Annotated in this window: 20 protein-coding genes and 1 other RNA gene; 12 read left to right on the forward strand and 9 right to left on the reverse strand. The window is 66.5% G+C overall.

Going from position 1 to position 22,183, the window contains the following annotated elements; translation table 11 throughout:
• Positions 1 to 94: 94 nt before the first annotated feature.
• From PCA10_RS11110 to PCA10_RS11130, 5 genes are all read left to right on the forward strand, one after another.
• Positions 95 to 1,564 (forward strand): flavin-containing monooxygenase, encoded by a 1,470-nt coding sequence (locus tag PCA10_RS11110; RefSeq protein WP_016492169.1) that lies wholly within the window; start codon positions 95 to 97, stop codon positions 1,562 to 1,564.
• On the forward strand, positions 1,548 to 2,486 hold the full coding sequence (locus PCA10_RS11115; protein WP_016492170.1) for an alpha/beta hydrolase: 939 nt from the start codon (positions 1,548 to 1,550) through the stop codon (positions 2,484 to 2,486). The genes PCA10_RS11110 and PCA10_RS11115 overlap by 17 nt, the downstream gene beginning before the upstream one ends.
• Position 2,487: 1 nt before the next feature.
• On the forward strand, positions 2,488 to 3,249 hold the full coding sequence (locus PCA10_RS11120) for an SDR family oxidoreductase (protein WP_016492171.1): 762 nt from the start codon (positions 2,488 to 2,490) through the stop codon (positions 3,247 to 3,249).
• 344 nt (positions 3,250 to 3,593) lie between these two features.
• Positions 3,594 to 3,935 (forward strand): ribonuclease E inhibitor RraB, encoded by a 342-nt coding sequence (locus PCA10_RS11125; RefSeq protein ID WP_016492172.1) that lies wholly within the window; start codon positions 3,594 to 3,596, stop codon positions 3,933 to 3,935.
• A gap of 171 nt (positions 3,936 to 4,106) precedes the next feature.
• The gene (locus PCA10_RS11130) at positions 4,107 to 4,814 is read left to right on the forward strand and encodes a type 1 glutamine amidotransferase (RefSeq protein ID WP_016492173.1); all 708 of its coding nucleotides are present in this window, start codon (positions 4,107 to 4,109) and stop codon (positions 4,812 to 4,814) included.
• Positions 4,815 to 4,956: 142 nt separating this feature from the next.
• On the opposite strand, the gene PCA10_RS11135 is transcribed toward PCA10_RS11130, so the two are convergent.
• The 7 genes from PCA10_RS11135 to PCA10_RS11160 form a co-directional block, all read right to left on the reverse strand.
• On the reverse strand, positions 4,957 to 6,381 hold the full coding sequence (locus PCA10_RS11135; RefSeq protein WP_016492174.1) for a gamma-aminobutyraldehyde dehydrogenase: 1,425 nt from the start codon (positions 6,379 to 6,381) through the stop codon (positions 4,957 to 4,959).
• Between the two features lie 163 nt (positions 6,382 to 6,544).
• Positions 6,545 to 7,351, reverse strand: a complete 807-nt coding sequence (locus PCA10_RS11140; protein ID WP_016492175.1) for an ABC transporter permease — start codon at positions 7,349 to 7,351, stop codon at positions 6,545 to 6,547.
• Positions 7,341 to 8,279, reverse strand: a complete 939-nt coding sequence (locus PCA10_RS11145; protein WP_016492176.1) for an ABC transporter permease — start codon at positions 8,277 to 8,279, stop codon at positions 7,341 to 7,343. Before PCA10_RS11145 ends, PCA10_RS11140 begins: the two co-directional genes overlap by 11 nt.
• Positions 8,280 to 8,282: 3 nt before the next feature.
• On the reverse strand, positions 8,283 to 9,293 hold the full coding sequence (locus PCA10_RS11150; protein ID WP_016492177.1) for an ABC transporter ATP-binding protein: 1,011 nt from the start codon (positions 9,291 to 9,293) through the stop codon (positions 8,283 to 8,285).
• Between the two features lie 31 nt (positions 9,294 to 9,324).
• A non-coding RNA gene (locus PCA10_RS29365) (sX9 sRNA) lies at positions 9,325 to 9,399 on the reverse strand.
• 62 nt (positions 9,400 to 9,461) lie between these two features.
• Entirely contained in the window at positions 9,462 to 10,613 is a 1,152-nt protein-coding gene (ydcS, locus tag PCA10_RS11155) for a putative ABC transporter substrate-binding protein YdcS (protein WP_016492178.1), read from the reverse strand.
• Between the two features lie 264 nt (positions 10,614 to 10,877).
• Positions 10,878 to 11,429: a peroxiredoxin gene (locus PCA10_RS11160; RefSeq protein ID WP_016492179.1), complete on the reverse strand. Its 552-nt coding sequence runs from the start codon at positions 11,427 to 11,429 to the stop codon at positions 10,878 to 10,880.
• A gap of 440 nt (positions 11,430 to 11,869) precedes the next feature.
• Here PCA10_RS11160 and PCA10_RS11165 point away from each other — a divergent pair, with 440 nt between their 5' ends.
• From PCA10_RS11165 to PCA10_RS11180, 4 genes are all read left to right on the forward strand, one after another.
• A complete protein-coding gene (locus PCA10_RS11165; RefSeq protein WP_016492180.1) occupies positions 11,870 to 13,279 on the forward strand; it encodes a circularly permuted type 2 ATP-grasp protein in 1,410 nt (469 codons plus the stop codon).
• A gap of 2 nt (positions 13,280 to 13,281) precedes the next feature.
• Positions 13,282 to 14,232 carry an alpha-E domain-containing protein gene (locus PCA10_RS11170; protein WP_016492181.1) on the forward strand — a complete coding sequence of 317 codons (951 nt, stop codon included), beginning with the start codon at positions 13,282 to 13,284 and terminating at the stop codon, positions 14,230 to 14,232.
• Complete coding sequence (locus PCA10_RS11175) at positions 14,229 to 15,026, forward strand: transglutaminase family protein (RefSeq protein WP_016492182.1); 798 nt, start codon at positions 14,229 to 14,231, stop codon at positions 15,024 to 15,026. The genes PCA10_RS11170 and PCA10_RS11175 overlap by 4 nt, the downstream gene beginning before the upstream one ends.
• A 102-nt stretch (positions 15,027 to 15,128) precedes the next feature.
• The gene (locus tag PCA10_RS11180) at positions 15,129 to 15,860 is read left to right on the forward strand and encodes a proteasome-type protease (RefSeq protein ID WP_016492183.1); all 732 of its coding nucleotides are present in this window, start codon (positions 15,129 to 15,131) and stop codon (positions 15,858 to 15,860) included.
• A 166-nt stretch (positions 15,861 to 16,026) separates the two neighbouring features.
• Here PCA10_RS11180 and PCA10_RS11185 read toward each other — a convergent pair whose 3' ends face one another.
• Positions 16,027 to 16,824 carry a c-type cytochrome gene (locus tag PCA10_RS11185; RefSeq protein WP_016492184.1) on the reverse strand — a complete coding sequence of 266 codons (798 nt, stop codon included), beginning with the start codon at positions 16,822 to 16,824 and terminating at the stop codon, positions 16,027 to 16,029.
• A gap of 3 nt (positions 16,825 to 16,827) precedes the next feature.
• The gene (locus PCA10_RS11190; protein WP_041770644.1) at positions 16,828 to 17,184 is read right to left on the reverse strand and encodes a rhodanese-like domain-containing protein; all 357 of its coding nucleotides are present in this window, start codon (positions 17,182 to 17,184) and stop codon (positions 16,828 to 16,830) included.
• 142 nt (positions 17,185 to 17,326) lie between these two features.
• On the opposite strand from PCA10_RS11190, the gene PCA10_RS11195 reads away from it, so the two are divergent.
• From PCA10_RS11195 to PCA10_RS11205, 3 genes are all read left to right on the forward strand, one after another.
• The gene (locus PCA10_RS11195; RefSeq protein ID WP_016492186.1) at positions 17,327 to 18,214 is read left to right on the forward strand and encodes an AEC family transporter; all 888 of its coding nucleotides are present in this window, start codon (positions 17,327 to 17,329) and stop codon (positions 18,212 to 18,214) included.
• Positions 18,215 to 18,804: 590 nt separating this feature from the next.
• A complete protein-coding gene (locus tag PCA10_RS11200; protein ID WP_016492187.1) occupies positions 18,805 to 20,010 on the forward strand; it encodes an acetyl-CoA C-acetyltransferase in 1,206 nt (401 codons plus the stop codon).
• Positions 20,011 to 20,024: 14 nt separating this feature from the next.
• On the forward strand, positions 20,025 to 22,169 hold the full coding sequence (locus PCA10_RS11205) for a 3-hydroxyacyl-CoA dehydrogenase NAD-binding domain-containing protein (protein ID WP_016492188.1): 2,145 nt from the start codon (positions 20,025 to 20,027) through the stop codon (positions 22,167 to 22,169).
• Positions 22,170 to 22,183 lie beyond the last annotated feature (14 nt).

Raw genomic sequence — 22,183 nt, forward strand, 5'->3', positions numbered from 1 at the left:
TTGTGTCCCAATTTCCCACCTCCGTGGCTCGCGACGTCATTCTCGTTCGGGCAAAGGCGGGCTAGCATCTCCCGTCACGAGGCGGGAGATAACAATGCATAACAATCCCCAGCGGTCGGCGCCCCTGCAGGTGCTGATCATCGGTGCCGGGTTCGGCGGCCTGGGCCTGGCCATTCAGTTGCAGAAGTCCGGTATCCACGACTTCCTGATCCTCGAGAAGGGCAGCGACGTCGGTGGCACCTGGCGCGACAACAGCTACCCCGGCGCGGCCTGCGACGTGCCCTCGCACCTCTATTCCTTTTCCTTCGAGCCCAAGGCCGACTGGTCGCGCAAGTACGCGCCCCAGGCGGAGATCTTCGCCTACCAGCGCCACTGCGCGGACAAGTACGGCCTGCGTCGGCACATCCGTTTCGACTGCGAAGTGGCGGGGGCCGAGTTCGATGCCGCCAGCGGCACCTGGCAGGTGCATACCCGCAGCGGCGAGCACTTCTCCAGCAAGGCGCTGGTCAGTGCCTGTGGCCAGTTGAATCGGCCGGCCTGGCCGCGCATCCCCGGGTTGGACGAGTTCAAGGGCGAGCTGTTCCATTCGGCCCGCTGGAACCACGACTACCCGCTGGAAGGCAAGCGGGTGGCGGTGATCGGCACGGGCGCCAGCGCCATCCAGTTCGTCCCGCAGATCGCTCCGAAGGTGGCCCGGCTCACGCTGTTCCAGCGCTCGGCGGCCTATGTGATCCCCAAGCCGGACCGCGCCTACCGCGCCTGGGAGCTGGCGCTGTTGCGGCGCCTGCCCTGGCTGCAGAAGGTCGACCGGGTGCTCAAGTACATCCAGCACGAATCGCGGGTCCTGGCGTTCTCGGTGTTCCCGCCGCTGATGAAGATGATGCAGTTGCGCTTTCGCCTGCACCTGGCCCGTGGCATCGCCGACCCGGCGCTGCGTCGGCGTCTGCTGCCGGACTACCCGATGGGTTGCAAGCGCATCCTGATCTCCAACGACTTCTACCCGGCCCTGGCCCGGCCGAATGTGACGGTGATGGACCAGGCCATACGCGAAGTCACCGCGAACGCCGTGGTGACCCAGGACGGCCAGCGGCATGAGGTGGACGCCATCATCCTCGGCACCGGCTTCGCCGCGACGGACTTCCTGGCCCCCATGAGCATCCGCGGGCTCGGCGGGCGTGAGTTGAACGATGCCTGGCGCGAGGGGGCCGAAGCCTACCTGGGCGTCAGCGTCAGCGGTTTCCCCAACCTGTTCATCCTCTACGGGCCCAACACCAACCTGGGGCACAACTCCATCCTCTACATGCTGGAGAGCCAGTTCCCCTATGTGCTGGATGGCATCCGCGCGCTGGACGGCCTGCGCTACCTCGACCTCAAGCCCGAGGTGCAGCGCCACTTCAACCAGCGCCTGCAAAAGGACGTGCGCCATACCATCTGGGAGCAGGGTTGCCACAGCTGGTACAAGACCGCCGACGGCCGCAACACCAACAACTGGCCGGGCTTCACCTTCCGTTACCGCCAACAGACCCGCCGCCTGGAGCTAGCGCACTATGAATGCACCCGTTGAGTTCACCGCCCCCGAGCCCGGCCAGCCGGTGCTGCGCGCGACCCTGCGCGGTGCCCTTCGCCTGCTGTTCCGTGGCCTGATGCGGCCACCGTTGCCGGTGGGCCTGCAACGGCTGGTGCTGCGCGGGCTCACCGCCAGCACCCTGGCGCCCCGGGGCGTGCTGCGCGAAGGCGGCCAGATCGGCGGACGACCCTGCGAATGGCACCGGCCCGAGGGGGGCAGCCATGTGGTGGTGCTCTACCTGCATGGCGGCGCCTTCATCACCGGCTCGCCGGCCACCCACCGGGCCATCACCGCCAGCCTGGCCAAGCGCGCCGGGGTAGCGGTGTGCGCCCTGGATTACCGGCTGGCCCCGGAGCATCCCTTTCCCGCCGGCCGCGACGATGCCGTGGCCGCCTACCAGGCGCTGCTGGAGGCGGGCTATCCGGCGTCGCGCCTGGTGATCGGCGGCGATTCGGCCGGCGGCAACCTGAGCCTGGTGACCGCCCTGCAGATCCGCCGCCTGGGTTTGCCGCAGCCCGCCGGGCTGATCTGCTTCTCGCCCGCCACCGACCTCAGCGGCACGGCGCAGCACAATCCGCCAGCGGGCGACCCGCTGATCCATCCGGCCTGGGTGGAGCAGGCCATGGACCTCTATTGCCCGCCCGGCCTGGATCGCCGCGATCCGGCGCTGTCACCGCTGTTCGCCGATCTGGCCGGGTTGGCGCCGATGCTGGTGCAGGTGGCCGAGGACGAGATCCTTCGCGACGACAGCCTGCGCCTCGCCGAGCGCGTGCGTGCGGCGGGTGGCTGGGTGCGCCTGGAGCGCTATCCGGGCCTCTGGCACGTGTTCCAGGCGCACACCGGCGTGCTGCGTACCGCCGACCAGGCCCTGGCCAGTGCCGCGGACTTCATCTGCAAGCATGTGGAAGAGGACGCCTGAGATGAACAACATCCTGATTACCGGTGCCGCTTCCGGCATCGGCGCGGCCACCGCCCGGCTATTCCATGAGCGTGGCTGGCAGGTGGGGCTGATCGACCGCGACGCCGAGGCCCTGGCGACCCAGGCGCAGGCCCTGGGCGGCGTCTGGCAGCGGGCGCTGGATGTCACCGACCTGGCGGCGGTGGAGGCGGCGCTGGCGGACTTCTGCTCCATCTACGACGGCCAGTTGCGGCTACTGTTCAATTGCGCGGGGGTACTGCGTTTCGGTCATTTCGAGGAGATCGACATGGCCGAGCACGCGCGCATTCTCAACATCAACGTGCTGGGGCTGGTGCAGGTGACCCATGCGGCCTTCCCCTACCTCAAGGCTACCCGTGGCGCCCAGGTGATCAGCATGGGCTCGGCCTCGGGCGTGTACGGCACGCCGCACATGGCCAGTTACTCGGCGTCCAAGTTCGCGGTGCGGGGTTTCACCGAGGCCCTGGAGCTCGAGTGGCGCCACCATGGCATCCGCGTCGGCGACCTGATGCCGCCGTTCGTGCGCACCCCCATGGTCAGCAGCCAGCGCTTCGAGCCACCGGTGCTGCGTCGCCTGGGGGTGAACCTGAACGCCGAGGACATCGCCCAGGCGGCCTGGCGGCAAGCACGGGGGGCGGCGGTGCACCGGCCGGTGAGCTGGCTGTTCCGGCTGATGTACGGGGCGGGGCAGTTGTCCCCGGCCTGGGTCAACCGGGGCATCATGAAGCTCCTCAGCGGGGCCTGAACGCCGGGCGCGGTCTTGCTAGTGGGGCAGTAAGAGGGGCGAAGAGGCAAATGCCTGGGCGGATTTCGCACGGGCACCGCTTGTCGCTACTTTTATTACTATTTGTCTAGCTTTCCGGCAGACCCGGCGTGGTGGCGCTACCCTGCTGAATGAAAGCTGAAAAAGTTCACTCGTTGAGTGAGTCAGTGGCTGGGTCCGCGCGGGGCCTGGCCAGGGTCTGGCGCTGTGTCTGCAGGGCCGGCCCCGGGGCGGCACCGCACGGTGTCGCGAAGCCGGATCCAGCGGCTTCTCGGAATAAGCGGAAAAAGCGGAACTCTCATCCATCGCTAAGAGGAGGTCGTTTCATGAGCACAGCCTTCCACGATGATGTCAGCAGCAACCTGTTGCGCCGCATGAAAGAGGGCGGTTTCGATTTTGCCCGTGTCCATCCGATCGAGTTCTACGCCATCTTCCCCGACGAGGACCGGGCGCGACTGGCGGCGAAAAATTTTCGGGGTGAGTCCTTGAATGCACAGGTATCGGTGCGCTCCGATGGGGCCTGGCACCTGCAGGTAAGCAAGGTGATGTATGCCACCCATGTGGGAATCGGTGATTTCGAGCACGACCTGGAGGCCCTGGTGGTCCCCCTCGGTGGTGTGCTCGATGGCTGGGGCGTGACCCAGGAAGTGCCTGCCAGCCATCCTTGAAACCCTCCCGGTTCGTGGCGGCCCCGCCGCTGCGAATCGGGCAAACCGGACAATTCTCCGGCTGCTTTTCCCTCCGCCCTCTGGCGCGCCTATTCCCCGCAAACTCATAGACTTCCTTTACTCGACCACGGCATGGCCTTTGCCTCAGACTCCGTCAACGGAGGGGACCCCATGACCGATATCCTGATTCTTGTCCACGCGGACTTCTGCTCGCCCGGCCACCTGGCCGCCGTGCTGGACCGCGAGCATCGCGACTTCACCGTATTGCGTGCCGACCAGGGCGAACTGGACGGCTACGACCTGGACCGGCCGAAGGCCGTGGCCATCATGGGCGGGCCCATGAGCGTGAATGACCCATTGCCCTGGATAGGCGAGGAAATCGCCGCGCTGCGGCACTTCATCGCGCGCGATGTGCCCCTGATCGGCCACTGCCTGGGCGGGCAACTGCTGGCCCGCGCCCTCGGTGCCGCCGTGCATCGCATGCCCTACACCGAAATCGGCTGGCAGCCGCTGGAAAAGCGCGCCCAGGCCAGCGACAACCCCTGGCTGGCGCACTTGCCTCGGGAGTTCTCCATCTACCAGTGGCACAGCGATACCTTCGACCTGCCCGAAGGCGCCCAGTGGCTGATGGACAGCCCCTGGTGCCCCAACCAGGGGTTCTCCTGGGGCGACAAGTTGCTGGCCCTGCAAGGCCACCCGGAAATGACCGAGGAACTGGTGCGCAGCTGGCTCACCGACTGGGGCCATCTGCTGGACGAGACCCAGGCCAGCCAGCAGTCGAAGACCCGCATGCTCACCGACCTGCCGGCCAAGGTGGCGGACCTGAACCAGGTGGCGGAAGGCTTCTACCGGCGCTGGCTGGACCTGGCGTTCGGTTAGTGCGGTTGCGGGGACGCCTTCTCTGTGGGTGCGAATTCATTCGCAAAGGGCAGCGCAGCTGCCCCCTGCAGATCTCCTTGGCAGACCTTCGACCTGCTTGGCGAATGAATTCGCCCCCACAAGGGGTTCCTGCGCTTGGCTGCTAATGCTTGATCATCACATGCCGCACCACGGTGTAGTCCTCCAGGCCGTACATGGAGAGGTCCTTGCCATAGCCGGACTGCTTGAAGCCGCCGTGGGGCATCTCGTTGGTGAGCATGAAGTGGGTGTTGATCCAGGTGCAGCCGTACTGCAGGCGCGAGGCCACCGCGGCGGCGCGGCCCACGTCGCGGGTCCAGACCGATGAGGCCAGGCCGTAGTCGGAGTCGTTGGCCCAGCGCACCGCCTCGTCCACGTCGCTGAATGGCGTGACGGTCACCACCGGGCCGAAGACTTCCCGTCGCACTATCTCGTCGTCCTGCCCGGCGTGGGCCACCACCGTGGGTTGGTAGAAGAAGCCGTTGCCGGCCACGGGATTGCCGCCGGTGGCGATCTGGATATGGGGCTGGGCGCGGGCGCGGTCGACGAACGCGGCCACCCGCTCGCGCTGGCTCTGGGTGATCAGCGGGCCGAGCTCGGTGGCCGGGTCGTTCTGCAGGCCGGTCTTGAGGCTGGACACGGCACTGGCCAGGTCGGCGACGAAGTTGTCGTAGATCTTCTTGCCGGCGTAGATGCGGCAGGCGGCTGTACAGTCCTGCCCGGCATTGTAGAAGCCGAAGGTACGGATACCGGCCACCACGTCGGCGAGGTCGGCATCATCGAAGACCAGCACCGGGGCCTTGCCGCCCAGTTCCATGTGGGTGCGCTTCACGCTGTCGGCGGCGCTGCGGATGATCGCCTTGCCCGTGCCCACCGAGCCGGTCAGCGACACCATGCGCACCAGCGGGTGCGACACCAGCGGGCTGCCCACGGTGGGGCCGCGACCAAGGACGATGTTCACCACCCCAGGCGGCAACAGCTCATTGATGAATTCGGCCAGGCGCAAGGCGGTCAGCGGTGTCTGCTCCGAGGGCTTGAGCACCACGGTATTGCCCGCGGCCAGCGCCGGGCCGAGCTTCCAGGCGGCCATCATCAGCGGGTAGTTCCAGGGCGCGATGGAGGCGATCACCCCCACCGGGTCGCGGCGGATCATCGAGGTGAAGCCGGGCAGGTACTCGCCGGCGGCGGAGCCGGTGAGGCAGCGGCTGGCGCCGGCGAAGAAGCGGAACACATCGGCGACGGCCGGGATCTCGTCGTTCAGGGCGCAGGCGTAGGGCTTGCCGCAGTTGTCCGACTCGAGCCTCGCCAGTTCTTCGGCGTGGCCTTCGATCAGGTCGGCCAGCTTCAGCAGCAGGGTGGCGCGATCGCGGGGGGAGGTCCGCGCCCAACCCTCGAAGGCGGCATCGGCACCACGCACGGCGGCGTCCACCTGGGCTTCGCTGGCTTCGGGGATTTCCACCAGCACCTCGCCGGTGGCGGGATTCAGTACGTCCAGGGGCTCGCCTTCGCCGGCGGCGAACTGGCCGTTGATCAGCAGCTTGGTTTGCATGGAACAGGTCCTCGTGCGTTCTAGCCCCTCTCCCCCTGGGAGAGGGGTTGGGGTGAGGGAAGTTGGGTGCGGCTCGGACTACCCTCATCCGATCGCGGCCCGCCCTCGGCCCCTCTCCCGGAGGGAGAGGGGAGCAAAGCCGGGAGAGGGCATGCAGGTGTGTTCACTTCCCACCCCCCGCCACCGTCTCGGTCCCGCGGGTCAGGTAGTAGGCGCCGAGGATGGGCAGCATGGTGGCGAGCATCACCAGCAGGGCCACCACGTTGGTCACCGGGACGTCCCGTGGGCGGCTGAGCTGGCTGAGCAGCCAGAGGGGCAGGGTCTGTTCGTGGCCGGCGGTGAAGGTGGTGACGATGATCTCGTCGAACGACAGCGCGAAGGCCAGCATTCCGCCGGCCAGCAGGGCGGTGGCGATGTTCGGCAGGATGATGTAGCGGAAGGTCTGCCAGCCGTCAGCGCCCAGGTCCATGGAGGCTTCGATCAGGCTGTGGGAGGTGCGGCGGAACCGCGCGATCACGTTGTTGTAGACGATCACCACGCAGAAGGTCGCGTGGCCCACCACTATGGTGAAGATGCCCGGCTCGATACCCAGGCTCTTGAACGCCGAGAGCAGGGCGATGCCGGTGATGATGCCGGGCAGGGCGATGGGCAGGATCAGCATCAGGGTGATGCTCTCCTTGCCGAAGAAGTCGCGCCGGTACAGCGCGGCCGCCGCCAGGGTGCCGAGGACCATGGCGAGAGCCGTGGCCAGGCAGGCCACCTTCACTGACAGGATGATGGCTTGCAGCACGTCTTCGCGGCCGGCGACCACGGCGAACCATTCCAGGGTGAAGCCCCTGAGCGGGAAGCTGTAGGCCGACTCCTCGGTGTTGAAGGCGTAGAGCAGGATCACCAGGATCGGGAAGTGCAGGAACACCAGCCCACCCCAGGCCGCCAGGCGCAGGCCCCAGGAGGCTTGCTCAGAGTGCATCGAAGGCCCCCAGCCGTTTGGCGATGGACAGGTAGATGGCGATCAGCACGATGGGCACCAGGGTGAAGGCCGCCGCCAGCGGGATATTGCCCACCGAGCCCTGCTGCACGTAGACCATGGTGCCGATGAACAGGCCGCTGGGGCCCACCAGCTGCGGGATGATGAAGTCCCCCAGGGTCAGGCTGAAGGTGAAGATGGAGCCGGCCACCACACCGGGGAAGGCCAGCGGCAGGATCACCTGGGCGAAGGTCTGCCGCGGCCGGGCGCCGAGGTCGGCCGAGGCCTGCAGCAGGGATGGTGGCAGGCGCTCCAGGGAGGCCTGGATCGGCAGGATCATGAATGGCAGCCAGATGTAGGTGAACACCAGGAAGCGCCCGAGGTGGGACGTGGACAGGGTGTTGCCGCCCACGCCGGGAATGGTCAGCACACTGCCCAGCAGGCCCTCCAGGTGCAGTTGCTGGATCAGCCAGTAGAACATGCCGCCCTTGGCCAGGATCACCGTCCAGGCATAGGCCTTGACGATGTAGCTGGCCCACATGGGCAGCATCACCGCGATATAGAAGAAGGCCTTTTCCCGTGGGGAGGCGAAGCGCGCCATGTAGTAGGCGATGGGGAAGGCCAGCACCGCGCTGGCCAGGCTCACGGCGACGGCCATGGTCAGGGTGCGCAGGATGATGTCGTAGTTGGCCGGGTTGAACAGGGCGGCGTAGTTGGCCAGGGTCAGGTCCGTCGACACCGCCATGGTGAAATCGTCGAAGGTGTAGAAACTCTGCCAGAGCAGGGCGAACAGTGAGCCCACGTAGACCACGCCGAACCACAGGAGCGGTGGAGTCAGCAGCAACAGCAGGTAGAGGGTGGAACGCCGGTAGAGCAGGTTGGACAACCCGCGCAGTGGTCCGCTCTGGTGGCTGGCGACGACGGCGCTCATGGCCTACTCGCTGAGCGCGACCATCGCGCTGCGGGCCCAGCAGGCCTGCACCTGCTGGCCGGGTTGAGGGCGTGCGCTGTCCGCTTCTTCGCCGTTGGGCAGGCTCAGCGCCAGGCGTCCACCTCCATCCAGGTTGAGTTCGTAGCGGCTGCTGGCGCCCAGGTACTGCACGTCGTGCACCGTGCCGCTGACCTGCAACTCGCCGTTGCCGGCACTGCCGAAGCGCACATGTTCCGGGCGCAGGGAGAACGCGCCGCCGCTGCCGGTGAGGCGCTGGGCGAGGTCGCCGTGGAGGACGTTGGCGGTGCCGACGAACTCGGCGACGAAGCGGGTGAGCGGCTTGCGGTAGAGGTTCTGCGGGCTGTCCACCTGTTCGATGCGGCCCTTGTTGAACACCGCCACGCGGTCGGACATGGACAGCGCTTCGCCCTGGTCGTGGGTGACGAAGATGAAGGTGATGCCCAGCTGGCGTTGCAGTTTCTTCAGCTCCACCTGCATCTGCTCGCGCAGCTTGAGGTCCAGTGCTCCCAGGGGTTCGTCCAGCAGCAGCACGCGCGGGCGGTTGATCAGGGCGCGGGCCAGGGCTACGCGCTGGCGCTGGCCACCGGAGAGCTGCGCCGGCTTACGCTCGCCATAGCCGGGCAGGGCGACCATCCCCAAGGCCTCCTCGGCGCGGGACAGGCGCTCGCCCTTGGCCACGCCCTTCACCTTCAGGCCGTAGGCGACGTTGTCGCGCACGTTCATGTGGGGGAACAGGGCGTAGTCCTGGAACACGGTGTTCACGTCGCGCTCGTAGGGCGGCAGGCCGGCGGCCTCCTCGCCGTGGATGCGGATGGAACCCGAGGTGGGTTGCTCGAAACCGGCGATCAGGCGCAGGCAGGTGGTCTTGCCCGAGCCCGACGGCCCGAGCATGGAGAAGAACTCGCCGTCCCTGATCTCGATGGACACCCGGTCGACCGCCTTCACATCGCCGTAATGGCGGCAGACATCGGTGAACTGGACGGCTGTGGTCATGCAGGGCTCCAGGGATGTCTTCGGCGGTAATCGCTCAGCCCACGTCGCGAGCGGGCCTCAGCTGTGCTCGGCCAGCGCGCAGGAACCGGAGCGTACGGACGTACGTGAGGATTCCGAGCACTGCCCGAGTGCGGATCAGGCACGCGCAGCAGCGGGCTGAGTGATTACTCAGCGTCCGCCCATGATGGATATGTAGTCCTGGGTCCATCGGCTGTAGGGCACGAACTTGCCACCCTGGGCGTCCGGGGTTTTCCAGAAGGCGATCTTGTCGAACTGGTCGTAGCCGTTGGTGGCGCAACCGCCGGGGCCGAGGAGTTCGCTGCTGGTGCAGCCCTTGGCGACCACGGGCAGGGAGCCGAACCAGGCGGCCAGGTCACCCTGGACCTTGGGTTGCAGGGACCAGTTCATCCACTTGTAGGCGCAGTTGGGGTGCTTGGCGTCCACGTGCAGCATGGTGGTGTCGGCCCAACCGGTGACCCCTTCTTTCGGGAACACGGTTTCCACCGGCTGACCTTCGGCCTTCAGGGTATTGGCCATGTAGCCCCAGGTGCTGGAGGCGGCCACGCCTTCATTCTTGAAGTCGCTCATCTGCACCGTCGCGTCGTGCCAGTAGCGGTGCACCAGCGGGTGCTGCTGGCGCAACAACTCGAGGGCGGCGGCGTACTGCGCTTCGGTGAGTTGATAGGGGTCCTGGATGCCCAGTTCCGGCTTGGCGGACTTCAGGTAGAGGGCGGCGTCGGCGATGTAGATCGGGCCGTCGTAGGCCTGCACGCGGCCCTTGTTGGGTTTGCCATCGGCCAGGTCCTGGGGCTCGAAGACCACGGCCCAGCTATCCGGCGCCTGCTTGTACAGCTTGGTGTTGTACATCAGCAGGTTCGGGCCCCATTGGTAGGGGGTGCCGTAGTGCACGCCACCCACGGTGTGCCAGGGGGCGTCCTTGAGGCGGTCGTCGAGGGTGTTCCAGTTGGGGATCAGGTCGATGTTGATCGGCTGCACCCGCTTGCCGAACACCAGGCGCAGGGAGGCGTCGCCGGAGGCGGTGACCAGGTCGTAGCCGCCCTTGGTCATCAGGCTGACCATCTCGTCGGAGGTGGCGGCGGTCTTCACGTTGACCTTGCAGCCGGTGTCTTTCTCGAACTGGGTCACCCAGTCGTAGTTCTTGTCGGACTCGCCGCGTTCGATGTAACCGGGCCAGGCGATGATGTCGAGCTGGCCTTCCCCCTGGCCGAGCTGTTTCAGCGGTTCGGCGGCCTGGGCGGAGGCGATGAGGCAGGCGCAACTGACGCCGAACGAGAGGAAAACGGGTTTGAGCGAAGGCATTGTCGACTCCTGTTGTACATGACGTGCGGAGCCTGTTCGGCGGAACTGCATGCCGTTGGCGGGGGTATTCAGCAGCGTAGTTCGGGGCCTGCGGGCTTACAAGGAAGGGGCTGGGAGGGCACAGGCGACCATGGCGCCGCGCTTGTTGCACGGCCGAATTCATTCGCCAAGGGCAAGGTCGTTTCCCGATTGAATGCCATGGGCCGAACCTGCGGTCCGGTTGGCGAATGAATTCGCCCCTACAAGAGAGGAAGGAAGCCTCGCCTAGATATGCAGGGTCGCCTCCCCCCTGTGCCAGTTGCAGGGGCAGAGCTCCTCGGTGAGCAGGGCGTCGAGCAGGCGCAGGGTTTCCTGGGGGTTGCGGCCCACCGACAGGTCGTTCACCGAGACATGGCGGATGACGTTGTGCGGATCGATGATGAAGGTCGCACGCAGGGCGACGCCCGCATGGCGGTCGAGTATGCCCAGGCCATCGGCCAGCTCGTGGCGGATGTCGGCCAGCCAGGGAAAACTCTGGCCCTTGAGGTCCTGGTTGTCGTGGCGCCAGGCGAGGTGGACGAACTCGCTGTCGGTGGAGGCGCCGATCAGCAGCGTGTCGCGGTCGTTGAACTGCTCCAGCAGGTCGCCGAAGGCCTTGATCTCGGTGGGGCAGACGAAGGTGAAATCCTTGGGCCAGAAGAACAGCACCTTCCATTTGCCGAGGAAACTGTCCTGGTTGACCCGTTTGAAGGCGTTTTCCGGGTTGGGCGCGTGTTCCGAATCATGGTCCACCGCCAGCAGGTCGAACGCGGGCAGTTTGTCGCCAATGGTGAGCATGGTCTTCCTCCGGTGGCAGGGTGCGGAGGCACTGGGTTGGGGCAATTATGGAAGGCTCTCGGGCCCTTTGAAATACACCCCGGCTATGTCGCCCACAGGACGGCTCCATGAGCATAGGTCGTCGAGTTATAGGGCAAATTCCAAATCGCAACATATGTATAGAACAATCGAGCCCTAATGGCTGTGCGCGGCGGGGCTAGACTGTCTGATCCAAGGATGGCAGTGCCCCGGACGCAAGCGGGGGAACACCTCGCCGTTGCTATCCGTCCAAACCTGTACCGCCGCCAAATAGGGCGGCGTCGGCAGTTACGCGTGGCGGGCTGCACCAGACTGGGGCGTGACGACTGTGCGTGTGCTGCAAGTTGTTGAAATGCAAACGGTTGTTGCGATGGCACGGGGCTTGCGACTGCAAGTTGGCCCGTGGCGACAAGGAGTTAGGCATGTCCCGCACTTTTTATGACGAAATGTACGACGCGAGTGGCGAATGCCGTCCGCACTACCGGGAATTCGCACGCTGGCTGGCGGACACGCCCCAGGAGCTGCTGGCCCAGCGCCGACGTGAGGCCGACCTGCTGTTTCATCGCGCGGGGATCACCTTCACCCTTTACGGCGACGAGCAGGGCACCGAGCGGCTGATTCCCTTCGACACCATTCCCCGCGCCATCCCCATGAGCGAATGGCGCGTGGTGGAGAAGGGCTGCATCCAGCGGGTCAAGGCGCTGAACATGTTCCTCGCCGACCTCTACCACAACCAGCGGATCATCAAGGCGGGGATCATTCCCGCCGAGCAGGTGCTGGCCAACGAGGGCTACCAGATCGCCATGCAGGGGCTCGACCTGCACCGCGACATCTACGCCCACATCGCCGGCGTGGACCTAGTGCGCGACGGCGACGGCACCTACTACGTACTGGAAGACAACCTGCGCACCCCCAGCGGCGTCAGCTACATGCTGGAAGACCGCAAGATGATGATGCGGTTGTTCCCCGAGCTGTTCGCCGCCCAGCGTGTCGCCCCCATCGACCACTACCCGAACCTGCTGCTGGACACCCTGAAGAGTTCCAGCCCGCTGGATAACCCCCGCGTGGTGGTGCTGACCCCGGGACGCTTCAACAGTGCCTACTTCGAGCACGCGTTCCTCGCCCGCGAGATGGGCGTGGAGCTGGTGGAGGGCGCCGACCTGTTCGTCCGTGACGACAAGGTGTTCATGCGCACCACCTCGGGCCCGCAGCCGGTGGACGTGATCTATCGCCGGCTGGACGACGCCTTCCTCGACCCGCTCACCTTCAACCCCGAATCCATGCTCGGCGTGCCCGGCCTGCTGGCCTCCTATCGCTCCGGCAACGTGGTGCTGGCCAATGCCATCGGCACCGGGGTGGCGGACGACAAGTCCATCTATCCCTATGTCTGCGACATGATCCGCTTCTACCTGGACGAGGAGCCGATCCTCAAGAACGTGCCCACCTGGCAGTGCCGCAAGCCCGAGGAGCTGTCCCACGTGCTGGCCAACCTGCCCGAGCTGGTGGTCAAGGAGACCCAGGGCTCCGGTGGCTACGGCATGCTCGTTGGGCCGGCCGCCAGCGCCAAGGAGATCGAGGTATTCCGCGAGCGCCTCAAGGCACGCCCCGAGGCCTATATCGCCCAGCCGACCCTGTGCCTGTCCACCTGCCCGACCTTCGTCGAGCAGGGCATCGCCCCGCGCCATATCGACCTGCGGCCCTTCGTGCTCTCCGGGCGGGAAACCCGCCTGGTGCCCGGCGGCCTGACCCGCGTCGCGCTGCGTGAAGGCTCCCTGGTGGTCAACTCCTCCCAGGGCGGCGGTACCAAGGACACCTGGATAGTGGAAGACTGACCATGCTGAGCAGAACTGCCTCCGAACTGTATTGGATGTCGCGCTACCTGGAGCGCGCGGAGAACCTGGCGCGCATGCTGGACGTCAGCTATTCGCTGTCGCTGATGCCCCAGGACGGGCGCGGCAATGGTCTGGAAGAGCTGGCCATGCCGCTCCTGATCACCGGCACCCTGGAAACCTATCTCGAGCGCCACGGCCAGCTGCATGCCGAGCGCATGCTGCACTTCTTCGCCCTGGACGAAGACAACCAGGCGAGCATCTACAACTGCCTGCGGGCCGCGCGGATCAACGCCCATGCGGTGCGCGGCAGGATCACCGCCGATATCTGGGAGAACATCAACGCCACCTGGCTGGAAGTGCGCAGCATCGCCAACGAGGGCCTCGGCCGCTACGGCATCAGCCGGTTCTGCGAATGGGTGAAGGAGCGCTCGCACCTGTTCCGTGGCGCTACCTACGGCACCATCATGCGTGGCGAGGCCTATCGCTTCATCCGCCTGGGTACCTTCATCGAACGCGCCGACAACACCCTGCGCCTGCTGGATGCCCGCTACGAGATGCTCGGCGAGGAAGCGGAAGAGGTGAGCGATACCTCGGCCCGTGGCTACTACCAGTGGAGCGCCTTGCTCCGCGCGCTGTCCTCCTTCGAGGCCTACACGGAGATCTACCGGGGCTCGCCCGGCGCCCACCAGGTGTCCGAGCTGCTCCTGCTGCGCGCCGACGTGCCGCGCTCGCTGCGCGCCTGCATGGAGGAGCTGAACCATATCCTCGCCAGCCTGCCCGGTGACAACGGCAGGCCGGCCCAGCGCCTGGCCGCGGAACTGGACGCGCGGCTGCGCTACACCGCCATCGGCGAGATCCTCGACGAAGGCCTGCATACCTGGCTCACCGATTTCATCCTGCTGGTCCGGCAACTGGCCCGGGCCATCCACAGCTCGTATCTGGAGGCTGTATGAGACTCTCCATTCGCCACGACACCACCTACCGCTATGAAGACCAGGTCCGCGCGAGCATCCAGTACCTGCGCCTGACGCCCCAGGAAAGCGAGCGCCAGCATGTGCTCAGCTGGCAGCTGACCCTGCCGCGCCCGGTGCGCGCGCAGATCGACCCCTTCGGCAACATCTTCCATGTGCTGACCCTGGACGAGCCCCATGAGTCCATCGTCATCAGCGCCCGCGGCCAGGTGGAGATCGACGAGCAGCGCGAAGCCGAACATGACAAGCAGTCGGCCTTGCCCTTCCTGCGCTTCACCCGCCTGACCACGGCAGACGAGGCCCTGCGCGAGTTCGCCGCGCGCGAGTGTGGCGCGCGCCGTGACCGCCACGGGCTGATCGACCTGATGCAAGCCCTGCATGAGCAGATGCCCTTCAAGAAGGGCGTGACCGGCGTCGACAGCACCGCCGCCGAAGCCTTCGCCGGCCGCGCCGGGGTCTGCCAGGACCACAGCCATGCCTTCCTCGCCTGCGCCCGCAGCCTGGGGATTCCGGCGCGCTTCGTGTCCGGCTACCTGTACCAGGGCAATGACCAGAACCTGGCCAGCCACGCCTGGGCCGAAGCCTGGCTCGGGGACGCCTGGTACAGCTTCGACGTGACCAACAAGCTGGCCCGCCCCGAACGCCACCTCAAGCTGGCGGTGGGCCTGGACTACCTGGATGCCTGCCCGGTGCGCGGCATGCGCCGTGGCGGCGGTGGCGAGCAGATGCACGCCAAGGTCGATGCGCCGCCCTTGCTGCTGGTCCAGGAGCAGTAAGGCCCCCACGGTTCCCCGCGGCGCCGGCCGCTGCTTACTGCCAGCCCGGAAGGGCCGGCGGCCGGAAGCACGACGCGGGGAACTTCAACAAGGAGAACCGGCATGACCTACTGCGTCGCCATGCACCTGGCCGACGGCCTGGTGTTCGTTTCCGACTCGCGGACCAACGCGGGCATCGACCACATCGCCACCTTCCGCAAGCTCTATACCTTCGGCGTCACCGGAGAACGGCTGATCGTGCTGCAGACCGCCGGCAACCTGGCCACGTCGCAGTCGGTGGCGAACCTGCTCAAGCAGCGCCTGGACGGTCCGGTGGCGAACCTGCACAGCGTGCCCACGCTCTATGACGCCACCGCCCTGGTGGCCGAGACCATCCGCGAAGTCGTCGCCCGCGATGGCGCGCCGCTGGCCGGCAACACCGACCTGACCTGCTCCTTCCTGGTGGGCGGGCAGATCGCCGGCAGCCCGCCGGACCTCTACAGCATCTATCCCCAGGGCAACTTCATCCAGGCCACCGAGGACACACCATTCCTGCAGTTGGGGGAGAGCAAGTACGGCAAGCCGATCCTCGACCGCAATCTCGAATTCGACACCAGCCTGGAAGAGGGCCTGCGCTGCGCCCTGGTGTCGTTCGACTCCACCATCCGCTCCAACCTGTCCGTGGGCATGCCCCTGGACCTGCTGGTCTATCACCGCGACAGCCTGATCCTGCCGGCCGGCTATCGGGTGACGGAGGAAGACGCCTACTTCGCCGACATCCGCAAGCAATGGGCCGAGGGGCTGCGGGACCTGATCGACGAACTGCCGCCGCCGCCGGTGGAGTACAACGTCTGAGGGGGGCTGTGTGTGCCGCAATCATGGCACGGAGGCCTGGCCGTAGGTTGTGGCTGAGCGACGCGAAGCCCAACATCCGAGCCCACAACCCAATCGTTGGGCCGCGCTGCGCTTGGCCCAACCTACGGGTATCCGATCGACATGGAGTCCCGCCAAGGACAGCCCGTCACGGCGCCACCTTGCGCCCCGCCATATGCCGCAGGTAGCCGATTAGCTGTCCGAGCTCCGCATCGCTGAGCACATCCTTCGAGAACCCCGGCATCTTGCCTTCGGGCCAGCGCCGCAGGCTTTGCGGGTCGCGGATGTAGCGCGGCAGGAAATCGCCGGCCAGGTATTCGGTGGGGTTGTGGGGGATGTTCAGGTCGGGGCCGAACTGGGCGTCGCCGGCACCGTTGAGGCGATGGCAGGCCAGGCAGTTCTTCTGGAACTGGGCGAAGCCGGCCTGCACCTCGGCGCCTGCATCGGCGGCCGGGAGCAGGGCGGGGAAGCGCTCCGCCACGGCGGGCAGGTAGCGGATGCGCGCCACCTGGAAGGGCCATTGCTCCGGGCCGATATTGCCGGCGCGGGGATTGGTCCAGACCAGGTAGAAAGGGCCGGCGCTGGGCTTGCCCCGGGCCAGGGGCGGCCAGGGTTCGTCCGGGTCCTCGATGGCCAGCCAGGCGCGGGCGCCTTGTGTGGCCAGTAGCGGCGCGGCGCCGAGTTCGGCGGCGAAGCCGTCCAGGGCCACCGCCTGCAGGTGCTGGTCCGGCGTCACGCCTTCCAGCAGTGCGGCCAGGGGCACGGCGCGGTAGGCCATGGTCTTCTTGTAGGAGACATCATCGGCAATGGTCACATTCTGCGCCTTGGGGTGCGCGAGCAGCGCGACGGTGTCCCAGGTGCGGGTGCCGCCGGGCAGTTCCAGGGTCAGCTCGGCGGCGTGGAGCGGGGTCAAGCAGAAGAGCAGGGCAAGCAGCGCTTGGCGCATCTATCAGTCCTTGTGCAACGCGGTTTTCAGGTCCAGGTAGCCGCCGCCGTTGATGACCTGCTTGTAGCCCAGTTCCCGCAGGCTGTCCTGGGCGATGCCCGAGCGGCGACCGCTGCGGCAGTAGAGCACTATGGGGGTGTTCTTGTCCGGGGCGACTTCGGCGATTCGCGCGGCGATATCCTCGTAGCCGATATTGCGCGAGCCGGGGATGGTGCCTTCGGCCACTTCCTGCGGGGTACGCACGTCGATCAGCACGGCGTTCGGTTGCTGCATGGCGATCACGGCGGCCGCCTGGTCGGTTTCAGCGGCGGCGGTCGGCAGGCTGAGCGCCAAGGCGAGTACGGCAAACAGAGTACGCATGATGGCAACTCCCATGAGGGTTGTCCTGGCAACCTAGCACAATTGCCTGGAGCTGGCGGGGCCGTTAGGATCGCGGGTTTTCATCATTGCCAGAGCCTGTTCGGCGCCCCTCGCGGACGTCCCCGGCCCTTGAGGAGTGGCCATGCTGGCCCAGTTGTTCGCAGTCATGGCGCCGGTGCTGATAGCCGCCGGCCTGGGTTACGGCTGGGCGCGTTCCGGCCAGCCCTATCCCACCGAATTCATCGCGCGCCTGGTGCTGAACATCGGCACACCTTGCCTCGTGCTCTCCACCCTCAGCCGCACCGAGATCGACCGCCACGCCTTCGGCCAACTGGCCATCGCCTGCCTGCTGGTGCTGCTGGCCATGGGCGTGATCGGCAGCGTGCTCAGCCGCGCGTTCCGGCAGGACTGGCGCATCCTGGTCCCGGCCTACCTGTTCCCCAACTCCGGCAACATGGGCCTGCCCATCGCCCTCTATGCCTTCGGCGAGAAGGGCCTGGCGCTGGCCGTGGCCTTCTTCCTGGTGCTCTCGGTGGGGCATTTCAGCCTCGGCCTGCTGCTTTCCGGCAGCGAACGCTCACCGAAGAAACTCCTGGCCAACCCGATCCTGATCAGCCTGGCGCTGGCCCTGCCGCTGGTGATCTGGGACCTGCACCTGCCGCTCTGGCTGGCCAACACCCTCAACCTGCTGGGGGGCATGACCATCCCGCTCATGTTGCTGACCCTGGGCGTGTCGCTCGCCAGCATCCGCGTGCATCACCTGGGCAGCGGCATGCTGCTGGGCGGGCTGCGGATTCTCTGCGGCGCCGCCGTGGGCTGGCTGGTGGGCCTGGGACTCGGCTTGCCGCCGCTGGCCCAGGGCGTGCTGGTGATGCAGTCGGCCATGCCGGTGGCGGTGTTCAACTACCTGTTCGCGGTGCGTGCGGGCAGGTCGCCGGAAGCCGTGGCCAGCCTGGTGATGTGCTCGACCCTGCTGTCGTTCGTGCTGATTCCGCTGCTGCTGGCATGGTGGCTACCCGCGCTGCGTTGACCGCATGGGGCGGTACGCAGCACAGGAACACCAGTGGAGTGGTGGGATCAGCTGACCAGTCGGGTCAGGTTGGGAAGGATGAGAATGACGGTGGTGGCAAAGACGATCAGGCTCGCTTGCCGCATTTTCGGCTGCTTGAACATGGCCAACTGCCTTTTTTGTTGTTGGAGGCGTGTCGTTCCAGACTCCCTACGGCCGGCCCGGAACCCCACCTTCCTCCGTGGCTTTGGACAAAGACCGCCCCGGCAAAACCCGGCTGCGGCTACTTGCATTTCAAACTCTAGGGCTGCCATCACATATCGCTTATATCCGTTGGTAGCTAACGGGGCGCTGCTAGAAGCGACGGGCTATTGAAGGTGGCACGCAGCCAGCGAGCGGCCCCGAGGCCAGACACGTCCCTTTCACTCTGGCTGGCAACTGGCCATCAACTGACCGTTCGTCTGAGCGCAGCGGTCAATGTGGGTGAGCACTTCCGTCATTGAGCCCCTGGCCCACGGCGCTAAGGTAGCTAAAGCCTGCCGGGACACCGGTGGTCGAGCCAGAAGAACAACAGGCACCCGCGGTGCCATCAGCTGCCTCAAGAGGACGCCATGACCGAAGCATTCATTTTCGACGCGGTGCGTACACCCCGCGCCAAGGGCAAGAAGGACGGCGCTCTGCACAGCGTCAAGCCGGTCAACCTGATCGCCGGGCTGCTGCGTGCCCTGGCCGAGCGCAATGACCTGGATACCAGCCAGGTGGACGATATCGTCCTCGGCTGCGTGACCCCGGTGGGCGACCAGGGCGCCGACATCGCCAAGACCGCCGCCCTGGTCGCCGACTGGGACGAGACCGTCTCCGGCCAGCAGATCAACCGTTTCTGCGCCTCGGGCCTGGAAGCCGTGAACCTGGCGGCGATGAAGGTGCGCTCCGGCTTCGAGGACCTGGTGGTGGCCGGCGGCGTGGAGTCCATGTCCCGTGTACCCATGGGCTCCGACGGCGGCGCCTGGGCCATGGACCCGGAAACCAACTTCCACACCAGCTTCGTGCCCCAGGGCATCGGCGCCGACCTGATCGCCACCCTGGAAGGCTTCAGCCGCGCGGACGTCGACGCCTTCGCCCTGCGCTCCCAGCAGAAGGCCGCCAAGGCCCGTGGCAATGGCGCCTTCAACAAATCCCTGGTGCCGGTCACCGACCAGAACGGCATCGTCCTGCTGGACCATGACGAGTTCATCCGTGGCGACTCCACCCTGGAAGGCCTCGGCGCGCTGAAGCCCAGCTTCGAGATGATGGGGCAGATGGGCTTCGACGCCACCGCCCTGCGCAAGTACAGCCATGTCGAGCGCATCGAACACGTGCATACCCCGGGCAACAGCTCCGGGATCGTCGACGGCGCCGCCGCGATGCTCATCGGCTCCGCCGCCAAGGGCAAGGAACTGGGCCTGAAGCCGCGCGCGCGCATCGTCGCCACGGCGGTGACCAGCACCGACCCCACCATCATGCTCACCGGCCCCGCGCCGGCCACCCGCAAGGCCTTGGCCAAGGCCGGCCTGACCGTGGCCGACATCGACCTGTTCGAGGTCAACGAAGCCTTCGCCTCGGTGGTGATGAAGTTCATGAAGGACATGGGCGTGGCGGAGGAGAAGGTCAACGTCAACGGCGGCTCCATCGCCATGGGCCACCCGCTGGGCGCCACCGGCTGCGCCATCCTCGGCACCCTGCTGGACGAGCTGGAGGCGCGCAACCTGCGCTACGGCCTGGCCACCCTGTGCGTGGGCGGCGGCATGGGTATCGCGACCATTATCGAGAAGGTTTGAGGCGGAGAAGAAAAATGACAGACGCCATCCGTTACGAGAAAGGCCAGGACAATATCGTCGTCCTGACCATGGACATGCCTGGCCAGAGCGCCAACACCATGAACGCCCTGTACCGCGAGGCCATGGGCGAGATCGTCGCACGCCTGGAAGCCGAGAAGGACGCCATCGCCGGGGTGATCATCACCTCGGCCAAGAAGACCTTCTTCGCCGGCGGCGACCTCAATGAACTGATCAAGGTCACCAAGGCCGACGCCAATGCCTTCTATCAGATGGTGCTGGGCATCAAGGGCCAGCTGCGCCGCCTGGAAACCCTCGGCAAGCCGGTGGTGGCCGCCATCAACGGCGCGGCCCTGGGCGGTGGCTGGGAAATCTGCCTGGCCTGCCATCACCGTATCGCCCTGAACGACAACGCCGTGCAGCTCGGCCTGCCGGAAGTGACCCTGGGCCTCTTGCCGGGTGGCGGTGGCGTGGTGCGCATGGTGCGCCTGCTGGGCATCGAGAAGGCGCTGCCGTATCTCGCCGAAGGCAGGAAGGTGCGTCCGGACCAGGCCCTCAAGGCAGGCCTGATCCACGACCTGGCGCAGACCCCCGACGAGATGCTGGCCAAGGCCCGCGCCTGGATCGCCGCCAACCCCAAGGCAGCCCAGCCCTGGGACACCCCCGGCTACAAGATCCCCGGCGGCACCCCGGCAAGCCCGAACGTGGCGCAGATGCTGGCCATCGCTCCTTCGGTGCTGCGTGACAAGACCAAGGGCTGCTTCCCGGCGCCGGAGAAGATCATGTGCGCCGCCGTCGAAGGCGCCCAGGTGGACTTCGACACCGCGCAGTTGATCGAGGCGCGCTACTTCACCGAGCTGACCACCGGCCAGGTGTCGAAGAACATGATCGGCACCTTCTGGTTCCAGCTCAACGAGATCAACGCGGGCAGCTCGCGGCCCAAGGGCCCGGCACCCTATGTGACGAAGAAGGTCGGCGTGCTCGGCGCCGGCATGATGGGTGCCGGCATCGCCTATGTCTCGGCCATCGCCGGCATCGAGGTGGTGCTCAAGGATGTTTCCCTGGAGGCGGCCGAGAAGGGCAAGGCCTACTCCCAGGGCCTGCTCGAGCAACTGGTTAGCCGCGGCCACATGCCCGCCGAGAAGCGCGACGCCATCCTCGCCCGCATCAAGGCCACCGCCAGTGACGCCGACTTCGAGGGTTGCGACCTGATCATCGAAGCCGTGTTCGAGAACCGCGAGCTGAAGGCCAAGGTCAGCGCCGCCGCCGAAACCCATGCGCTGGTGGATGCGGTGATCGCCTCCAACACCTCGACGCTGCCGATCACCGGCCTGGCCCAGGCGGTGTCCAAACCGGAGAAATTCATCGGCCTGCACTTCTTCAGCCCGGTGGATCGCATGCCGCTGGTGGAGATCATTCGCGGCGAGAAAACCTCGGACGAGACCCTGGCCCGTGGCTTCGACTACGTCCTGCAGATCCGCAAGACGCCGATCGTGGTCAACGACAGCCGTGGCTTCTTCACCTCCCGCGTGTTCGGCACCTTCACCAACGAAGGCATCGCCATGCTCGGCGAGGGCGTATCCGCCGCGATGATCGAGAACGAGACCCGCCAGGCCGGCATGCCGGTGGGGCCGCTGGCGATTTCCGATGAAGTCTCCATGGGCCTGATGACCCACATCCGCAACCAGACGGCCGAGGACCTCAAGGCCGAGGGCAAGGCACTGCCGCAGCACCCGGCCTTCGCCGTGATCGACCTGATGGTCAATGAGTACAAGCGGCCCGGCAAGGCGGCGGGCGGCGGCTTCTACGACTACCCGGAAAATGGCCGCAAGCGGCTCTGGCCGGAGCTGAAGGCGCGCTTCGAGAAGGCCGACCGGCAGATACCGGCGATCGATGTGCGCGACCGCATCCTCTTCATCCAGGCCATCGAGACCGTGCGTTGCGTGGAGGAGGGCGTGCTGCATTCCGTCGCCGACGCCAACATCGGCTCGATCTTCGGCATCGGCTTCGCCGCCTGGACCGGGGGCGTGCTGCAGTTCATCAACCAGTACGGCCTGCGCGACTTCGTCGCCCGTGCCCGTTACCTGGCCGAGCAGTATGGCGAACGCTTCGAGCCGCCGGCGCTGTTGCTGGAGAAGGCGGCCAAGGGCGAGAACTTCTAGCTTTCGGCCCCGCA

Source organism: Pseudomonas resinovorans NBRC 106553 (assembly GCF_000412695.1).
Classification (GTDB): Bacteria; Pseudomonadota; Gammaproteobacteria; order Pseudomonadales; family Pseudomonadaceae; genus Metapseudomonas; species Metapseudomonas resinovorans_A.